This window comes from Mesorhizobium sp. M0028, from assembly GCF_040323855.1.
Classification (GTDB): Bacteria; Pseudomonadota; Alphaproteobacteria; order Rhizobiales; family Rhizobiaceae; genus Mesorhizobium.
This window is the reverse complement of record NZ_JAMYVG010000002.1, coordinates 185,314-202,788: the sequence shown is the minus strand read 5'-3', so window position 1 is coordinate 202,788 and position 17,475 is coordinate 185,314. Positions and strand designations below refer to the sequence as shown.

General features: G+C 63.9%; 20 protein-coding genes and 1 tRNA gene. 7 read left to right on the top strand and 14 right to left on the bottom strand.

The features are described 5' to 3' along the window. Positions 1-41: 41 nt before the first annotated feature. The 5 genes from NKJ93_RS06015 to NKJ93_RS05995 form a co-directional block, all read right to left on the bottom strand. The gene (locus NKJ93_RS06015) at positions 42-539 is read right to left on the bottom strand and encodes a hypothetical protein (protein WP_352588139.1); all 498 of its coding nucleotides are present in this window, start codon (positions 537-539) and stop codon (positions 42-44) included. Then, positions 530-880 (bottom strand): hypothetical protein, encoded by a 351-nt coding sequence (locus tag NKJ93_RS06010; protein WP_352588136.1) that lies wholly within the window; start codon positions 878-880, stop codon positions 530-532. The genes NKJ93_RS06015 and NKJ93_RS06010 overlap by 10 nt, the downstream gene beginning before the upstream one ends. Positions 881-945: 65 nt before the next feature. Further along, positions 946-1,575 carry a LysE/ArgO family amino acid transporter gene (locus tag NKJ93_RS06005; protein WP_023721330.1) on the bottom strand — a complete coding sequence of 210 codons (630 nt, stop codon included), beginning with the start codon at positions 1,573-1,575 and terminating at the stop codon, positions 946-948. Further along, on the bottom strand, positions 1,572-2,471 hold the full coding sequence (locus NKJ93_RS06000; RefSeq protein ID WP_023721331.1) for a DMT family transporter: 900 nt from the start codon (positions 2,469-2,471) through the stop codon (positions 1,572-1,574). The genes NKJ93_RS06005 and NKJ93_RS06000 overlap by 4 nt, the downstream gene beginning before the upstream one ends. A 629-nt stretch (positions 2,472-3,100) precedes the next feature. Then, positions 3,101-3,176: transfer RNA gene (locus NKJ93_RS05995), tRNA-Ala, on the bottom strand. A 164-nt stretch (positions 3,177-3,340) separates the two neighbouring features. Here NKJ93_RS05995 and NKJ93_RS05990 point away from each other — a divergent pair. The 3 genes from NKJ93_RS05990 (at position 3,341) to NKJ93_RS05980 (ending at position 4,976) form a co-directional block, all read left to right on the top strand. Then, positions 3,341-3,643: a YggT family protein gene (locus NKJ93_RS05990; RefSeq protein ID WP_023721332.1), complete on the top strand. Its 303-nt coding sequence runs from the start codon at positions 3,341-3,343 to the stop codon at positions 3,641-3,643. Then, on the top strand, positions 3,640-3,972 hold the full coding sequence (locus tag NKJ93_RS05985) for a DUF167 family protein (RefSeq protein WP_023721333.1): 333 nt from the start codon (positions 3,640-3,642) through the stop codon (positions 3,970-3,972). Before NKJ93_RS05990 ends, NKJ93_RS05985 begins: the two co-directional genes overlap by 4 nt. A gap of 290 nt (positions 3,973-4,262) precedes the next feature. Continuing rightward, positions 4,263-4,976, top strand: coding sequence for a haloacid dehalogenase type II (locus NKJ93_RS05980; RefSeq protein ID WP_352480990.1), 714 nt, complete (start codon positions 4,263-4,265; stop codon positions 4,974-4,976). 16 nt (positions 4,977-4,992) lie between these two features. Here the strand turns inward: NKJ93_RS05980 and NKJ93_RS05975 are convergent, their stop codons facing one another. The 7 genes from NKJ93_RS05975 to NKJ93_RS05945 all read right to left on the bottom strand — a co-directional run bounded on the left by NKJ93_RS05975 (position 4,993) and on the right by NKJ93_RS05945 (position 12,158). Further along, on the bottom strand, positions 4,993-5,961 hold the full coding sequence (locus tag NKJ93_RS05975; RefSeq protein WP_352588133.1) for an ABC transporter ATP-binding protein: 969 nt from the start codon (positions 5,959-5,961) through the stop codon (positions 4,993-4,995). Further along, positions 5,961-6,971: an ABC transporter ATP-binding protein gene (locus NKJ93_RS05970; RefSeq protein ID WP_352494231.1), complete on the bottom strand. Its 1,011-nt coding sequence runs from the start codon at positions 6,969-6,971 to the stop codon at positions 5,961-5,963. The genes NKJ93_RS05975 and NKJ93_RS05970 overlap by 1 nt, the downstream gene beginning before the upstream one ends. Then, entirely contained in the window at positions 6,968-7,885 is a 918-nt protein-coding gene (locus tag NKJ93_RS05965) for a dihydrodipicolinate synthase family protein (protein WP_352494095.1), read from the bottom strand. Before NKJ93_RS05965 ends, NKJ93_RS05970 begins: the two co-directional genes overlap by 4 nt. An 18-nt stretch (positions 7,886-7,903) precedes the next feature. Beyond that, positions 7,904-8,806, bottom strand: coding sequence for an ABC transporter permease (locus NKJ93_RS05960; RefSeq protein WP_502904377.1), 903 nt, complete (start codon positions 8,804-8,806; stop codon positions 7,904-7,906). Further along, positions 8,806-9,765: an ABC transporter permease gene (locus NKJ93_RS05955; RefSeq protein ID WP_352494094.1), complete on the bottom strand. Its 960-nt coding sequence runs from the start codon at positions 9,763-9,765 to the stop codon at positions 8,806-8,808. Before NKJ93_RS05955 ends, NKJ93_RS05960 begins: the two co-directional genes overlap by 1 nt. 66 nt (positions 9,766-9,831) lie before the next feature. Continuing rightward, positions 9,832-11,412 (bottom strand): ABC transporter substrate-binding protein, encoded by a 1,581-nt coding sequence (locus NKJ93_RS05950; RefSeq protein WP_352494093.1) that lies wholly within the window; start codon positions 11,410-11,412, stop codon positions 9,832-9,834. A gap of 32 nt (positions 11,413-11,444) precedes the next feature. Beyond that, positions 11,445-12,158 (bottom strand): FadR/GntR family transcriptional regulator, encoded by a 714-nt coding sequence (locus NKJ93_RS05945; protein ID WP_031194640.1) that lies wholly within the window; start codon positions 12,156-12,158, stop codon positions 11,445-11,447. 97 nt (positions 12,159-12,255) lie between these two features. Between NKJ93_RS05945 and NKJ93_RS05940 the strand changes: the two genes are divergently transcribed. The 3 genes from NKJ93_RS05940 to NKJ93_RS05930 are packed head-to-tail and all read left to right on the top strand — an operon-like array spanning position 12,256 to position 15,159. Beyond that, entirely contained in the window at positions 12,256-13,227 is a 972-nt protein-coding gene (locus NKJ93_RS05940; RefSeq protein ID WP_352480996.1) for a Gfo/Idh/MocA family protein, read from the top strand. Beyond that, positions 13,224-14,219, top strand: a complete 996-nt coding sequence (locus NKJ93_RS05935; protein ID WP_023721344.1) for a Gfo/Idh/MocA family protein — start codon at positions 13,224-13,226, stop codon at positions 14,217-14,219. The genes NKJ93_RS05940 and NKJ93_RS05935 overlap by 4 nt, the downstream gene beginning before the upstream one ends. Further along, positions 14,209-15,159 (top strand): dihydrodipicolinate synthase family protein, encoded by a 951-nt coding sequence (locus NKJ93_RS05930; protein ID WP_280940428.1) that lies wholly within the window; start codon positions 14,209-14,211, stop codon positions 15,157-15,159. Before NKJ93_RS05935 ends, NKJ93_RS05930 begins: the two co-directional genes overlap by 11 nt. Positions 15,160-15,195: 36 nt before the next feature. Here NKJ93_RS05930 and NKJ93_RS05925 read toward each other — a convergent pair whose 3' ends face one another. Together NKJ93_RS05925 and NKJ93_RS05920 are read right to left on the bottom strand one after the other, a co-directional pair. Further along, positions 15,196-16,143 (bottom strand): LLM class flavin-dependent oxidoreductase, encoded by a 948-nt coding sequence (locus tag NKJ93_RS05925; protein ID WP_023721346.1) that lies wholly within the window; start codon positions 16,141-16,143, stop codon positions 15,196-15,198. Positions 16,144-16,273: 130 nt separating this feature from the next. Then, a complete protein-coding gene (locus NKJ93_RS05920; protein ID WP_023678176.1) occupies positions 16,274-16,429 on the bottom strand; it encodes a hypothetical protein in 156 nt (51 codons plus the stop codon). Positions 16,430-16,695: 266 nt separating this feature from the next. On the opposite strand from NKJ93_RS05920, the gene NKJ93_RS05915 reads away from it, so the two are divergent. Next, a complete protein-coding gene (locus NKJ93_RS05915) occupies positions 16,696-17,463 on the top strand; it encodes an SDR family NAD(P)-dependent oxidoreductase (RefSeq protein ID WP_023721347.1) in 768 nt (255 codons plus the stop codon). Positions 17,464-17,475 lie beyond the last annotated feature (12 nt).

Here is a 17,475-nt window from a genome sequence, read left to right as displayed (position 1 = left end):
CCATTTGGCTTCAGTTGAACGATGGTCCTGCGGGCGCGGCTCTAGTCGCCCTGCCCCGCCGCGGCGGAACGGGTTGGTGGGCTTTCGCCGGCGTCGGCAAACAGCAGAAGGTCGGCCCTCGCCCACAGCGCGTAGCAGGCGAGCAATGTCAGCGGCGCGGTGACAAGGGCGGGTGAGGCCCCCGACCACACTTCAGGCACGGCGGAGCCGGCCGAAAGGGCTGCCGCCGATGCCGCAGGCAGGCGGCTGGCCAACACTGCGCTGCGGAACGGATCGGGCCACCTGGCCGGCCAGCCGGGCACAATCATGCCGGGCACGGCGCTGCCGAATTTTCCCAACGCATGCAGCAGTCCGGCAGTCGCAGCCAGCACCGGTTGGCCGAGCAGGAACAGCGCTACGCCGAGCCCGATCGCGCCGAGCCCCGACAGGAGATCGGCGCGCCGGTTAAGCGCCGGATCGGGGACATCGCGGCCAGCCCAGGCGCGGTGATAGACTTCGCCGCTGCAGAAGAAGATCGACGTCGCCAGCGTCAACGCCACGGCGCTGCCGCTGCCGGCAAAATAGTCGAACAGGGTGCCGGCACCCCATTCAGGGCCGGTGGTGAGTGCATCGCCACGCCCATTGCCAGCCCCAGCGCGTTGCCAAGATTGTAGTAGCCGCCCGGACCGGAAATGCGCGCCCGGATGGCAGCCGCAAATCGCGACACCGCCCGGGCGGTCCGACTGGGGCCGGCAGATTTCGGTTTTAAGTCGATAATCGACGGCTCGAAGGAGAGGCGATCGACCAGCCCGGAGGCATCACGCCAGCTGGCCGGCGCGTCGTTCCAGATTGAAAGCGCGAAATGCCGGCCGAACGGCGCACGGTCGTTGTCGAATTGCATTGGATCCTCCTTTTCAGCTGCGGTGGCATTTGACGGCACGATGAGCGGGCGTTTGCTACGGGCGGTCATGGCGAGACGAGCCCCACGGCCATGACCAATGCGACGGTGGACAGGATGAGCCCGGAGATGAGATCGAAGATGCGCAGGCTGGCACGGCTGCGCAGCAGCGGCGCCACGAGGCCGCCGCCGAGCGCATAGCCGTAACAGCCGAGCGCCGACATCAGGATCAGCGTCACCATGAATTCGAGCTGCGTACCACTCGCAGCGAAAGACTGGCCGAACGCCGCCGGCACGAACAGCCGCTCGACGTAGGTCAGCGGGTTCATCCCGACCACGCCCATGACGCGGGCTACGCAGGAGCGGCTGGTCTCGGCCTTGCCGGAGCGGTCCTCGGCCTCGCCGACGGCCAATGCTGCACGAAAGGATTTCACCGCAAACCAGGAGACCGCCGCCAGGCCAAGCCAGGAGAGCGCCGTTCCGAGTGAGGGATCGAGGCCGGCGATCGAGCTGCCGAGCATATAGGAGATGGCGATCAGGGCGACATAGGTCGCCCACACCAGGCTCGCCACGAACATCACCCGCCCGCGCAGCAAGCCTTCCCTGATCATCATCAGGTTGTTCGGCCCTATCGAGGCCATCGAGGCCATGCCGAGCGCAAGCCCAGCCTGGAATCCGCTCGCGTCGGCAAAGCTCATGGAGCTCCCTCCAGCGATGATATGACGGGATCGGCCGGATTCGCCGGCCCGGGCGAGGTGACGAGATAGAGGATGGTGCCGAGCATCATCATCGCGCCGAGAGCCCCCATGGGCGAGATCCGCTCACCGAGAAAAAGGGCGGCGCCAGTCGCGCCGAACAGGCTTTCGGCGCTGACGATCACCGCTGCGTGGCTGGCAGAGGTAAAGCGCTGGGCAACGGTCTGGATGCCGAAGCCGGCGGCAGTCGAGAACACGCCGAGCACAAGCAGTTGCGGCCAGGCATCGAGTGCCGTCGCGACCGACAAATTGCCATGCGAGAGGGCTAGCGGCAGGGTGACCGCCGCAGTGCCGAGGAACTGCGCCGCCATGGTGGCAAACGGGCGCCCATGGGTTTGCATGTGGCGGCCGAGCTCGACCGTCCACAATGCATAGCATGCGGCCGACAGCACCACCGTCGTGTCGCTGCCATTGAAGCCGGCGATGCCGCCAGACAATAGCAGCGCGCCGATCAGGGTCATGCCGGCGGCAAACCCGACCGTCGCGGTCAGCCGCTCCCCGACCAGAACCCACGCTGCAACCGGCGTCATCACGGTCGCGGTGCTGATCAGGAAGCTGGCATTGGTGACCGAGGTGCCGAGATAGGCAATCTGCTGCAGAACGATCGAAATGGCGAATAGCGCGCCGACCCTTGCCAAGCTGGCGCGAAAACCTTTGGTCTTCGCTACCCGGCTTTCTCCAATCATCAGCGGCAGCACCAGAAGTCCGGCGATCAGGCAGCGCATGCCGGCCGCGCTCAGCGGGTCGAGATATCCGAGCACAGTCTTCTGCGAGACATTGCCGAAACCCCACAAAGCGGCGGCAAGCAGGAGAAGCAGGTTGGCGTGAAGCTTCGACATCGGCTCTTCCCCCTAGAGCCGATTGCAGGCATGTGCCGATTCAAGCTGTTTGCGAGAGCCTGGCGGGCTTCGGCCGGCACGCCCTGAAGACGCGCTGGAACTGCGCTTGCAGGCTGCCGGTGGTGCTGTGTGCCGGCCGCGCTGAGAACCTTTGGAACCGCTCTGCGCGCTCGGTCCGGCGTCGCGGATTTTGTCTCGAAGTGCTGAAGTAGCCGCCATTTCAAACCCCCGCCGCCTGATCGATGGACACAGGCGAAGGGCCTGCGGCAATCGACTTTTATCGACGGGGTGAGGTTCCGATAACGTGGCTTACGGATGGCTTACGGGGCGTTTTTCGAGGTGGTCATGGTGCCGAAGCGACGCTCAGCGCAGCAAGGTTAGGGGGTCGTTCGGAAGGTTGGAGAAGGAGGCAACGCCCTCTGGCCTGCCGGACGAGCGACCTGAGAGGCTGATCTTTGCCGCCCGATGCCTAACGCGTTCGTAAACGCCGGTCGATGGCCGCAAGTCGCGAGCGGCCTTCTCTCGGCGTCGCGAAATCGCCCCTGCCCGAGTAAGCTTGCGCAAGCGGAACAGCGCCCAAGGCCGCTGTCTTCGGCATGCAACCAGGCAAGGGGATTCGAAAAATCCGCTGGTGGAGCTGAGGAGGATCGAACTCCTGACCTCGTCATTGCGAACGACGCGCTCTCCCAGCTGAGCTACAGCCCCGTCCAGCGGATGGGGCTTTTATCGGCCGCTGAGGTTTCCTGTCAAGGCTGTGCGTGTCGCCGAATTCTCGTCTGCCGCTGGTCCGGCTTCGCCATGCGGCAGAGGCGGCTCTTGCCGCTTTCCCCTGCAGTGGCTACATGTCGGGCGTTCGCAAGGAGCAACCGATGATCGCAGTCTTTTACACGCTGCATGCCGCGATTAATATCTATTGGTATATTGTGATTGGCGCGGCTATCTTCTCTTGGCTTTACGCCTTTAACGTCGTCAATTCGCGTAACCAGCTTGTCGACTCGATCGGCAACATGCTCTATCGACTGACCGAGCCGGCATTGCGGCCGATCCGCCGCATTCTCCCGGACCTTGGCGGCATCGATATCTCGCCGATCATCCTGTTGCTGGCGCTGACATTTATCAGCGTCTTCCTAGACACGACGGTTCAGCCGATGTTCGGTATCGGATCGATGTGAGTCACGGGACGAACCGTTTCTTTCGACTTCGCGCCGACGGCATCGACCTGTTCGTCCGGCTGACGCCGAAATCAGCGATGGACAGGCTGGAAGGCATCGAGACATCGGCGGATGGGCGAAGCTATTTAAAAGCCCGTGTCCGCGCCGTGCCGGAAAACGGGGCCGCCAATCGAGCGCTGGAAAGGCTGGTCGCCAAGGCGCTTGACGTACCCGCATCAGCCGTCTCGGTCGTCGCCGGCGGCACCGCGCGACTGAAGACGCTGCGCGTGCTTGGCGATCCCGCGGCGCTGACCAAACGCATCGATACGCCCGGCACGCCTGCGCCATGATCTCGGCTCGCTCACCGAGCCCGGCAGAAAAAAGGCCGGGCTGCAAGCCCGGCCAGATGTGAAGGTCGAAAACCTTCAGAGGGGAACGCGCCGGACGAATGGGAGGAAACATCCGACGCCGATTGCATATGGGTTGGCGTCGATGACGTTTCAATGAGGTTGGGGGAACCACCTTCGCGATCAGGCTTTTAAACATTTCGACTATCTGATCAGCAGCTCGACGAGGTCGATCCGTCCTATCGCGACCGATGCGGCAGGACACGCACCGCAACCCCGACCGGAAGCTCAATATGACCACTATTCGAGTCCTATTCTTCGATGTTCTGGGAACCGTCGTTGACTGGCGCAGCGGTATCGCAAGGGAGGCCGGCGCCTTCCTCGCGCGAAATGGTGCACAGCAGGTCGATCCCGGTGAATTCGCCGATGCATGGGCGTTGCGTTATGACGCCTCGACCGAAGCGGTGCGGACAGGGCACCGGCCTTTCGTTTCACTCGACGGGATAAACCGGGAGAATCTGGACGCCGCTCTCGTCCAGTTCGGGCTGACCCCATCCGAGCTGCCGGCCGCCGAAGTTGAGGAACTCAATCTCGCCTGGCATCGGCTGGAGCCGTGGCCCGATTCGCTGAAAGGCCTTGCGAGGCTGAGGGAACGCTTCATCATCGCGCCGTTGTCCGGGGGCAATACCCGGCTGTTACTGGATATTGCCAAGCGCGCCGGCCTGCCTTGGGACACCGTCCTTGGCTCGGATGTGTTCGGCACCTACAAGCCTGCGCCACAGGCTTATCTCCGCGCAGTGGAGATCCTGGGGGTGCGACCTTCGGAGGCCGTGTTAGTCGCCGGGCATAACGACGACCTGGCTGCGGCACGAAGGTGCGGTATCGGAACCGCTTTTGTTGCTCGGCCGAAAGAGCATGGTCCGGCGCAGACGACCGATCTCTCGCCTCTTGAGAGCTGGGACTTTGTGGCCGACGACCTTGTCCATCTCGCCCAAGTTCTCGCGTAGGCACAGGGCAAAAAACCTAAGCGATGTCGTCGCGGATGCAGGCCTTCAGATGACCCTCGGCTGTCGCCCTCAGCGGCGGCACAGCCCCGGCGCAAGCCTCCAGCGCAAACGGGCAACGGGTCCGGAAAACACAGCCCGACGGCGGGTTTGCCGGGCTGGGAATATCGCCCTTGAGCACCTGCCGGTCTTGCCTGGCCAACGGATCGAGCGACGGAATGGCCGACAGCAGCGCGCGCGTATAGGGATGCTGCGGCCGGGCATAGAGCTCGGCCGCCGGCGCAACCTCCATGATGCGCCCGAGATAGAGCACGATGACCGTGTCGCAGATGTACTCGACCACGGCCAGATCGTGCGAAATGAACAGCATGGTCAGCCCAAGCCGGAGCTGCAGGTCGCGCAACAAATTGATGATTTGGGCCTGGATCGAGACGTCGAGCGCCGAGACCGGCTCGTCGGCGACAATGAATTCCGGCTCGAGCGTCAGCGCCCGGGCGATGCCGATGCGCTGGCGCTGGCCGCCCGAGAATTCATGGGCGTAGCGATCATAGGCGTCGACCGGCAACTCGACCGCGGCAAGTGCCTTCTCGGCCTTCGCCCGCCGCTCGGATTTCCTGCCAATGCCTTGAATGTCCAAGCCTTCGGTGAGGATCTGCCCGATCGTCATGCGCGGCGACAGGCTGGCGAAGGGATCCTGGAAAATATACTGCATCTTGCGGCGCTGGCGGCGCAACTGGGCGGCACCCAGCCTGGTGATGTCGGTGCCGCCATAGCTGATCTGGCCGGATGTCGGCTCGATCAGACGCAGCACCGAGCGGCCGATCGTGGTCTTGCCGGAGCCGGATTCGCCGACCAGCCCGACCACCTGACCACGCCTGACCTCGAACGAAATATCCTCCAGTGCCCTGACGATGGGGCCGCGCGAAAACGCGGTCGGCGCAAAATGCTTGGTCAGGTTTTTGACCGATAGGAACGGGGCGCCGTCCATCAGAGCTCCTCCCAGCGCAGGCAGCGGCTTTGCTGGGTCGGCGTCGCCGCAAATAGTGGCGGGACCGCGGCGCGGCAGGCAGTGATAGCCATCGGGCAGCGCGGCGCGAAGGAACAGCCTTTGGGTAGCAAGGCGAGCGACGGAACATTTCCGGCAATGGTCGGCAGCGGCGTTCCCGCCACCTTCAGCGCCGTGGCCTCGCCGAGCCTCGGCACCGAGCGCATCAACCCCACCGTATAGGGATGACGCGGGCGGGTGAACACTTCGCTCACCGGACCTGTTTCGACGATACGCCCGGCATACATCACCGCTACCCGGTCGGCGATTTCGGCGACGACGCCGAGATTGTGGGTGACGAACAGGATGCCCATGCCGCGCTGCGCCTGCAGCTCGGCCAAAAGATCGAGAATCTGGGCCTGGATTGTGACGTCCAGCGCGGTCGTCGGCTCATCGGCAATCAGCAAGCCTGGATCGCAGGACAGGGCCATGGCGATAGTGGCGCGCTGGCGCATCCCGCCCGAAAGTTCGTGCGGATATTGTCGCGCCCGCCGCTTCGGATCGGGAATGCCGACCTGCTCCAGCAGCCGCACCGCGTCTGCCTCTGCCTCGCGGTGCGATTTGCCGAGATGGATGCGGATCGGCTCGGCGATCTGCTCGCCGATCGTGTAGACCGGGTTGAGGCTGGTCATCGGCTCCTGGAACACCATGCCGATCTCGTTGCCACGTATCTTGCGCAGCGACTCGGCATCGAGGCCGGTCAACTCGGTGACCGTGCCGTTCTTGCGCCGCAGCGCGATCGACCCCTCGGCAATATGTCCGACCCTCTTTGGCAACAGGCCGATGATCGACAGGCTGGTGACGGATTTGCCGGATCCGGATTCGCCGACGAGCGCCACCGTCTCGCCGGCGCCGATCGTCAGGTCGACATCCCTTACCGCCGCGATGTCGCGCCCCGCAATGCGGAACACCGCGCGCAGGCCGGAAATCGAGAGGATCGGCGCGACACTCAGCGGAGCAGCCCCACATCGCGAAGGATCATATCGATCTTCGCGGTTTCCTCCTGGTTCAGGCTGCGTTGCGGCCGCGCCATGGTGTTCGAGGCGATGATGCCGAGGCTCTTCATCGCTGCCTTGAAGGCGCCGACGCCGGCCGAGCCGGCACTTGTCCTGCCAAGCGAGATCCAGACGATCTCGAACAGCTTCAACAACCGCTCCTGCTCCAGGCGAGCTTCGGCATGCTGGCCGGCCTGCATCAGCTTCCACAGCCTGACATAGCCGTGCGGATCGACATTGGCGAGGCCCGGCACGACGCCATGCGCGCCCATGGCCAGCACACTGTCGACCAGGATCTCGGAGCCGGTCATGCCGAAGAAACCCGGATCGTCGGCCATATCCTTGAGCACGTAACGCAGATTGCCGTCATCGCCGCTGGAATCCTTGATGCCCGCGATGGCGCCTTCCCTGGCGAGGCCGACCGTGGTCTTGCGCTCCAGCTTGACGTGAACGCAGACCGGGATGTCGTAGGCGATGACGGGAATGTCGATCGCATCCTTGATATAGCGGAAGTGGTCGCCGATCTCCGGCTGGCTGGTGCGGGTATAAAACGGCGCGGTGACAACAATAGCGTCGACGCCGGCCGATCTGGCGATGCGTGCGTGGTTGATGACACGATCGGTCGTCGGGTCGATGACCCCAGCGAAGATCGGAACCCGGCCGTTATTGACCTTGACTGCATGCTCGAGGATGGCCCTGCGGCCTGCCTCGTCGTGGAAGACCACCTCGCTGGTCGAGCCGAGCACGAACAGCCCGTGGACACCGCCGTCGAGCAGGTTCTCGATGGTGCGGGTGAACGACGGGAAGTCGATGCTGAAATCGGCATTGAGCGGGGTGACGACAGGTGGCACGACGCCGGTAAACAGGGGCATTTTGATGAACCTTTGAGGTCAGTTGAGATTGGAGCGAGGATCGAATGCATCGCGCAAGCCGTCGCCGATGAAATTGATGGCGAGGACGGTGAGCACCAGTGCGGCGCCCGGGAACATCCATTGCCACGGGTAATTTTCCAGCACGACGGTGGAGCGGGCGAGATTGAGCATGTTGCCCCAGCTGGCTTCTGGCGGTGCGATGCCAAGGCCGAGAAAGGACAGGCCGGCTTCGAGCAGGATAGCGTTGGCGATCTGCAAGGTGGCGTAGACGACCAGGATATCGATGCAGTTGGGCAGGCCATGCCGGAACAGCAGATGCGGCAGCCCCGCGCCCATGCCCCGGGCCGCAACGACGAAATCGCGCTCGCGCAGTTCGAGCAGCCGGGCGCGCACCATGCGCGACAGCACTGGCCAGGAGAGCAGCGAGATCACCAGGATGGTCGGGGCGATGCCGGTGCCGGCAATCGAAGCCAGCACCAGCAGGAAGATCACCGGCGGCAGCGTCATCGCCAGATCGACCAGGCGCATCACCGTTCCGTCGACGAGACGCCCGCCAAAGCTGGCGACGGCGCCGATCAGGAAGCCGATGACGGTCGAGATGGCAACCGAACAGATAGCAACCAGCAGTGAGATCCGCCCGCCTTGCAGCAACCGTGCCATGACATCACGCCCAACGCCATCGCTGCCCAGCCAATGAATGGCGGACGGCGCCTTGTTCATCGCCCTGAGGTCGATGGCGTTCGGGCCGAACGGCCACCACAGAGGATAGGTCGAAACCGCCAGCAGGATCGGGATGACGATCAAAAGCCCGGCGCGTGCCGCTCGGTTTTCAAAAAAGCGGTCGAACGCGCGGCGAAGCGGGCCTTTGGTTTGCGGCACGGCTGTCGGGTCAACTGTAGGATCTGGCGCGGCGATTGCCATCATGCCACCTGAATGCGCGGGTCGACGACGGCATAGACGACGTCGGTCAAGAGGTTGACCAGGATGACGCAAACGCCGATCACCAGGGTAGCGCCCATGATCACCGGGTAATCGCGGGTGCCGACGGCGTTGACCAGAAGCAGTCCCATGCCCGGCCAGTTGAACACGCTTTCCAGGAAGATGGCGCCGCCGACGGCGATGCCGACGGTCGAGCCGATCAGGGTAATGACCGGCAAGAGCGCATTGCGGGTGGCGTGCTTGATGATCACCCAGAACTCGCGCACGCCCTTGGCGCGCGCCGTCCGCACGTAGTCCTGGTTGAGCACTTCCAGCAGCGAAGCGCGCATGTAGCGCATGATCAGCGCGGCATGGCCGATGGACAGCAGGCAGGCGGGCAGGATGAGGTGCGCTAGCACATCCGTCATCGAGAACGGCGCGCCGGCCGTGTGCATGCCGCCGGACGGCGCCCAGCGCAGCAGCACTGAGAAGAAATAGAGACCGAGCAGCGCCGTCAGGAAAGCCGGGCTGGAGATACCGATAAACGACAGCACCGACAGCGCGATGTCGGACGGTTCGTTACGGCGCACCGCGCTGAAAATGCCGGCGGAAATGCCGAGCACGATGGCGATCGCCAGGCCCGTGCCCATCAGCAGCGCCGTCGGGCCGATGCGTTCCATAACCAGTGGCAGCACGGCAACGCCGCTGCGCTGGATCGAATAGCCGAAGTCACCGCTCAGCGCCGCGCGCAGCCAGGCGAGATATTGCACGGGAAGCGGCCGATCGAGCCCGAGCCGTTCGCGCAGGCCCTCGAGGTCGGAAGCCGACATGGGGACCGACGGGTTGATATAGGCGTCGATCGGATCGCCCGGCGCCAGCCGCAGCAGGATGAAGATGAGGACGCTGAGCGCGACCAGCATCAGCAGTCCTGTGGCGCTGCGGCGGGCGATGAAGCTCAACATGGGCTTTCCGTGGCCGTGGCAGGCGGCGCCAAAGTGGTTCCGCCTGCTCGCTTGGTTGCGGAGTTCTTACTGGATGTCCCAGCGCTCGGGGTGAGCTGCATAAGGACCGCCGCCCGGCGCCGGCGTCCAGACGAAGTCACGCAGCTTGTTGGAGGCCACGCCATAGCGGTTGGCCACCCACAACGTCGCCCAGGGTAGCTCCTTGTTCATGACCTTGCAGACCTCCTGCCAGGATTGATCGAGCTTGGCCGGATCGGTTTGGCCGAGCGCGGCGTCCAACGCGGTGCTCAGGTCGTCGAACTCGATGCGCATGGTGTTGAAGCCTGCCGGCGGAATCTGCGACTTGTTGAGGCCGGGATTGAGGCCGGCCGGGTTGGGGCCGTTCTGCAGGCCGGCATAAACCATCGGAAATGCATTCCAGTCCGGCGTGCCTTGCTTGTAGACGATGCCATTGTAGGTCGGCGTATCGACGACGCGCGGCACCACATTGATGCCGACCTCGGCCAGCATCGACTGGACAGCGGCCATCACGTTGGCGGCTTGCGGCGAGCCGTAATAGGTCAGCAAGGTGATCGGCTTGTCGCCATTGATCTTGTCCCAGCCCGCCTCGGTCAGCAGCGCCTTGGCCTTTGCCGGATCGTAGGCATAGGGTTCGAGGTCTGCCGGAACGAGATGCGGCGCGACATAGCCGCAATTGGCTGGCTTGGCGGCACCGCCGTAGAGGCTGTCGATGATGGCGTTGCGATCGATCGCATACATAATCGCCTGGCGGACACGGATATCCCTAAACAGGTCGACCTTCTGGTTCAGGCCGATATAGTTGACCACGTACGAGGCACCTTCGATCACCTTGAAATTGCTGTCGCTCTTGAAGGATGCCGCATCGTCGGGCTCGACATAGGTGAACTGGATCTCGCCGGCGCGGAGCGCGGCGACGGCCGCCGCCGGCGACTCGAAATAGCGGTTGATGAGCACGTCTACCTTCGGCTTGCCGCTGCGATAGTCGTCATCGGCTGCCAGTTCGACATATTGGTCGGTCACGTAGCGCTTGAACTTGAACGGGCCGGTGCCAACCGGAGCGGTCGACCACCAGGTGCTTGTCGCCAGTGATTCCGGCGGCAGAGCGGCCAGGGCATGCTCCGGCAGGATCATTAGCTGCGAGAGGATGGATAGAAACGAGCCGTTCGGTTTCGATAGCTTCACCACTGCGGTGTGGTCATCCGGTGCATCGACCGAGGCGATGTTGGCGAGGCGGGCGGCAAACAGGCTGCCGGAGGCCTTGTTCTTGGCAAGCTCGAGGGTGAACTTGACGTCCTTCGAGGTGAACGGTTTGCCGTCATGCCAGGTCTCGTTGACCAGGTTGAACGTATAGCTCAGCTGGTCGTCGCTGATCTTGTAGTCCTTGGCGAGGTCGCCTTCGATCTCGGTCAGCCCGGCATTGAAGATGACCAGCGGTTCGAAATAGGTGCTGAGCCAGGTGTAGCCGCCGGTCGCGACCAGCGGGTTGAAGTTCTTGGGAAAACCGCCCGGGCCGACGTCGAAGCCGCCCGCAATGGTCTTGGCGCTTTGTGCCTGGACATTGGTCAATGGGGCAATGCTGGCGAGCAGCAGCCCGGCGACTGAGAATGCGATGGTCCTGATGCGCATGGTTTCCTCCCTTGGCATATTCAGGTTGTTCTTCAGCTTGCTCGGTTTTTGGCGATAACCTGCTGGATCCCCCGGTAATGGTCGTCGAGCCGCCGACGCGCCTGGTCGACATCCTTGGCGGCGACAGCCTCGACGATCTCGTGATGGTCGCGCCATGTCGCCAGCGGCGTCGGATTATCGAGATTGGTGAAATTCGAGGCCTTGTCGAACGCCGTCCAGAAGATGTCGATCAGTGCGCTCAGCATGTGATTGTTCTGGCAGCGGAACAGCAGCTGGTGGAATTGCTGGTCCTCTTCGGCGAAGCTCTCATGGCGCTCGGCACGTTGCCGCATGCGCTCGGTCAACTGGCGCAGCGCCTCGATATCCTCGGCACTGATCATCTCGATCGTCTTGGCGATGAGGCCGGTTTCCAGCACGCGGCGGATTTCGCGCAGCTCTTCGACATCGCGCAGCGAATCCTGCAAGCCGTATGCCAGGTTATCCAGCAGCGGCTTGAACGAGAACTCCTTGACGAAGACGCCGATGCCGCGCCGCGTCTCCAGGATGCCGATCGATTCCAGCGCCTTGATGGCTTCCCGCACGGAGTTGCGGCCGACGCCGAGCCGCTGCGCCAGGAACGTTTCCGGCGGCAAGGGATCGCCTGCCTTGAGCTGGTTGCTTTCGATATAGGCCCTGAGGCTTTCCTGCACGGTGACGTGAAGAAGCGGCGGTCTGCTCAACGGTTCGATCGACTTCAGTTCCGCCATCCCACTGCTTTCATCATCCGCCGGATTAGCCTGCCCGCTTGTCGTATAGCTACTTGTAGGATATCCTGCAAGCCCATAACAAACCTGCTGCCTTCGAATGAAGATTACCCTCGCCGGCTCGAGCCACTGGCACGCCGAAATGCACCTCGACGCCGCACGCTTTTACGGTGCGGAGATCGCCGGCATCTGGGACGAGGATCCTGGCCAAGCGCATGGGTTCGCCGCGCACCACGATCTGCCGTTTATCAAAGATTTCACGGAGATACTCTCCAGCCCGCCGGATGCGATCCTGTTGATGGGGCACCCTTCGAGGGTGCCGGCGCGGGCACGCGCGATCATCGCGGCAGGGATACCGCTGATCCTGGAGAAGCCGGCGGCCAGCCATACGAGGGAACTGATGGCGCTGCGCGAGCTTGCCAGGCAGCACCAGGCTTTTGTCGCTGTTCCCCTGCCCAACCGTTTCGGGCCGGCCGTTGCCGGCTTTGAACGGCTGCGCCGGCAAGGTCGCGCCGGGCCGGTGGCGCATTGCCAGTTCCGGCTGGTCAACGGCCCGCCGCAACGCTACATCGCCGACGGTGTCGCCTGGGTCGTCGATCCGGCGGTTGGCGGCGGGGGTGCGTTGAGGAATCTCGGCATACACGGCGTCGACGCGGCACTCAGCCTCGCAACCGGCAAGCTCGGCCTGAAAAGCGTTTCGATCGCGAACCGCATTCATCCCGGCCCGGTCGAGGACCATGCGCTGCTGGTGCTGGAAGACGAGGCCGGCGCGGTGTTCATCGTCGAGGCCGGTTACACCTTTGCCTCGATGCGCCCCGGCGGTGACTTCGAGTGGCGTATCGTCAGTGCCAATGCCACCCTCATCGATCATGGCGACCATGCCACCTGCGCAACGCTCGACGATGCGGCCGTTGCCGATTTGCCGGTCGAACTGCCGGCAACGCGCTATCGTCTGTTCATGCGCGATACGCTTGACCGGCTGGCCAGAAAGGCGCCTCCGCCGGTGTCCATCGAGGATTATGTTGCGGCGATGTCTCTGATCGACGCCGCTTATGAAAAGGCAGGATCATGATTGGGATAGGAATTATCGGCGCCGGCGATTTCGGCGCAGCCCATGCGCGGGCAATCCGTGAGGTGGGAGGCATTCGTCTCGTCGCCGCCTCTCGTGGAAATGCCGATGCGCTGCAGCGCTTCACCGCCGAATATGGCGGCTGCGGCTACACTGATTGGCGCAAGCTGCTGGACGACAAGGAGGTCGACGCGGTCCTCATTGCCACCCCGCACCATCTCCATGCCGAAATGGCCATCGGCGCAGCAAACGCCGGCAAGCACATCCTGCTCGAAAAGCCGATGGCGCCGACGGCGGCTGCCTGCGACGCGATCAACGCCGCCGTAACCGATAGCGGCGTCAAGCTGATGGTCGCCCATCTCATGCATTTCGCCCTGCCCTGCATGGCAGCCAGGCAGAAGCTGGAGCAAGGAGAGCTCGGCCGGCCGCTCATCGGATCGAGCTGGATCATCAAGCTATGGATGGAGCACAATCGCCGCGACTGGCATCTGCGCAAGTCGACCGGCGGCGGCATGCTGTTGACGGCCGGCATCCACGCGCTCGACCGCCTGGTCTGGCTGATGGATGACGATGTCGTGTCGGTGAGCGGCATGCTCGGCGCCAAGTTCCATGACCAGGAAGCAGACGACAGCGCCTTGCTTGGGCTGCGCTTCGCCGGCGGCGGCATCGGCCAGGTGCAGAGCATCGGCTATCGCACCGGCGCTACCACCTACGCCATGGATCTGGTCTGCGAGCAGGGAACGCTGCGGATCGACATGGATCGCGGCACGATGCTTGGACGCGATACGGTCTGGACCGAGTTGCCCGGTTCATTCGAACCGAACTGGATGCACAACGCGCTGGTGCGCGAATGGAGCGCGATGCGCGATGCCATTGCCGACGACACGCCGGTGCCGGTCGACGGTCTCTATGCACGCAAGATCATCGGCATTATCGAGGCTGCCTTCGCGTCGAACGAAACCCGCCACGAACACGAGATCGCCGGTGCACGCTGACCTCGACGACCATCTGGCCCGCTTGCCCGCACACGCACCGCGCGGCGTCTGGGGCGCGGTGATGCTGGCCATCGACGATCGCGGAGCGATCGACTGGCAGGCGACGGAAGAGACGATCGCGCGGCTTTGCGCGTCAGGCGTCGACGGCGTCTATTCCAATGGCACGGCCTGCGAATTCCATTGCCAGACCGAGCCCGAATTCGACCGGCTTTGTGGGCTGGTCGCCGCAACAGCCGGCGGCGCGCGCCTTCCTTTCCAGATCGGCATCAGCCAGTCCAATCCGCGCGTCGCACTGGAGCGGCTGACGCGGGTCTCGGCGTTTGGCCCGGCGGCGGTGCAATTCACACTGCCCGACTGGTGGCCGCCCAGCGACGACGAGGTCATGCGTTTTGTCGGCCGCCTCTGCGAGGCCGCGCCCGAAACGCCGCTGGTGCTCTACAACCCGCCGCACGCCAAGCGTCGCCTGACACTCGAAGGCATCGCCCGGCTGCGCGCGGCCGTGCCGTCGCTGGTCGGCGCCAAACTGCCGGGCGGTGACGCCGACTGGTATGCCGATATGCGCCACAAACTGGACGGATTCTCCGTCTTCGTCCCCGGCCACACGCTGGCGACAGGCTATGCTGGGGGAGCCCATGGCAGCTATTCCAACGTTGCCTGCCTCAACCCGAAGGGTGCGGTACAGTGGTGGCAGATGATCCGCACCGACATGGCCGCCGCTGCCGAGGTCGAGGCCCGCATACAGGCCTTCCTCGCCGCACATGTCCTACCGTTTCGCACCCGTTACAATGTCAGCGATGCAGCGCTCGACAAGGCGATGGCGGCGGCCGGCGGCTGGGCGCCACTCGGCCCGCGACTGCTCTGGCCCTACAGCTCCGTTCCCGATCAGGAAATCCCGACGCTGGCCAGGGCCGCTCACGCGGCTTTCCCGGAATGGTGGTAGGATCCGTCAGCCAAGGTGCGTGACGACGGCGGCTCTTCAGCACTCGGCTCGCAGGCCCGGTATCGCGCGTGACACAAACGTCCCCGATGCAGGGGCATCCGCCTCGCGCCGTGCCAGTGAGTTGCGCAGCAGTGCGATCGCCTCGCGGCCGGCAGTCGCAATCTCGCGCGGCCTGTCGACGCCGACGATCATGAACTCCTTGATCCCCAAAGCGGCGTAGGAAAGCAGCGACAGCGCGACCTGCGCCGGCGGCCCGGCAAGTTCGACCGCCTTCTGGCAGGAAGCGGCAGGTTTGTCTGCCGAACGGATTCGGACGGGAAGCGCGAAACGCAGCTTGCCGGCCCGACCGTGTTCGGCGGCAGCGCCGCGCACGCGCTCCATTGACTGTCGGATTTCTGCAAGCGAGCCGGGCGCCAGCTCGAACACATCCGCATGCCTGCCCGCGACCCTGAGCGCTGTGCCCGACTGTCCGCCCATGCGGATGGTCACGTCGGCACCATGCAGCCCCTTGCGCGGCACATAGCCGCCGTTGACGCTGTAAAAGGCGCCTTCATGGTCGAACGGCCTGTCGTTCGACCACAACCGCTTCAGCAGCACCAGATATTCGTCGATGCGTTGCCAGACCACCGTATGGCCGGCCGGACGTGCCTCGGCATCGTCGTCGTTCAGCGGCTCGCTGAGCATCCTGAGCGACAGCCGGCCACGGCTTCTCGCGTCGAGGGCAGCGAGCTGCCGCGCCGCCACGGTTGGTTCGATCACGCCTGCCCAATGGGTGAGCACGACCTCGAGGGAGGAGGTCCGGTCCAGCGTCTGGGCGGCAAGGTCCATATTGGTCAGCAGCCCGGCCTGGTCGTCGATGACGATCTTCTGGAATCCGGCATCCTCGATCAGCGACAGCTTCGTCGCGGTCTCGACAAAGTCGTAGAAAAAGCTGGCGTCGGCAGCGTGGATCTTACCGGGAACATGCGTGAACTCGATCGGCATTGCCATCTCCTCCATCACGTTGAATCAGGGCACGCAAAAGCGCACCGGCATTCGGTTCATTCAACTCCGGAATTTCTGCAAACGGCAGGCCGCTATCCCGAGCAAGCCTCGACGATCAGAGCCTTACTAATCAGGGGATCAGCCCCAGTACCACTGCCCCGGTGAATACGAACGCAAGGGCAAAGACGAGATAGGCGAAAGCGCCGGCATAGGCCGGCCGCCACACCTGGTCGGAACCCAGCCTTTGGCCTTTGCGGGCAGTCTGAGCGTTCTGGCTATAGGACATATCGACCTCCGTCTCGGCGCTTAATCTATAAAATCAGTAGACTTTGTCGATTGCTATTTTCGCGCGATCTTTAGAACAATTTTCCCCAAACCGCAGACAAATTGGTGTTTTTGCTGCTTAGCGCTGGCTTTTGGGCGTGCCGGGGAAGACGGCAGAAAACGTCAGGTCCATGTGTGTGTGGCTCCTTGGCCATCCAATGGATGCGGGATAGCATCGCTGCTTGAGCGGAAGCCGCGACGTCACGGCAAGGCAGCAGGGAGCAAAACATGGGCACAAGACTGGCCGGCAAGGTCGCCATCATTTCGGGCGGCGCGACGGGAATGGGCGGTGCGGCCTCGGAGCTTTTCGCGGCCGAGGGCGCCAAGGTGGCGATCGTCGACCGCAACGGCGAAGCGGCGGCTGCCACCGCAGCGGCAATCAGGCAACGCGGCCATATCGCCGAGCACTGGGTCGCCGACGTATCGGACGAGCGGCAGGTCGAAGCGGCGGTGAAGGGCGTGATGGAAAAATTCGGCCCGGTTACGGTTCTGTTCAACCATGCCGGCACCATCGTCATCAAACCCTTCCTGGAGACCACGCTGCAGGAATGGGACTGGCTGCATGCCGTCAATGTGCGTTCGATGTTCCTGATGACGCGCGCCGTGCTGCCCGGCATGATCGCCGCCGGCGGCGGTTCCATCGTCTGCACCTCGTCGATCTCGGCGGTGGCGGCGACGCCGATGGAGGTGCTTTACGACACCACCAAGGGTGCCTGCCACATGTTCGCGCGTGCCATTGCCGTCGAATTCCGCGACCGCAACGTCCGCTGCAATGCGGTCTGCCCCGGCTTCATCAGGACACCGCATGGCCTGCGCGAGGTCGCCGATCTCGACAAACTTGGCGTCGATGTTTCAGACGCGGCAATGGCCGCGCAGCAAGGCCGGATCGGCGAGCCGGAAGAGGTGGCGAGGGCAGCCCTGTTCCTGGCCAGCGACGAGGCCAGCTTCGTCAACGGCGCCCATCTGTTCGTGGATAACGGCTTTACCGCGATGTGAAGGACGGCGCGC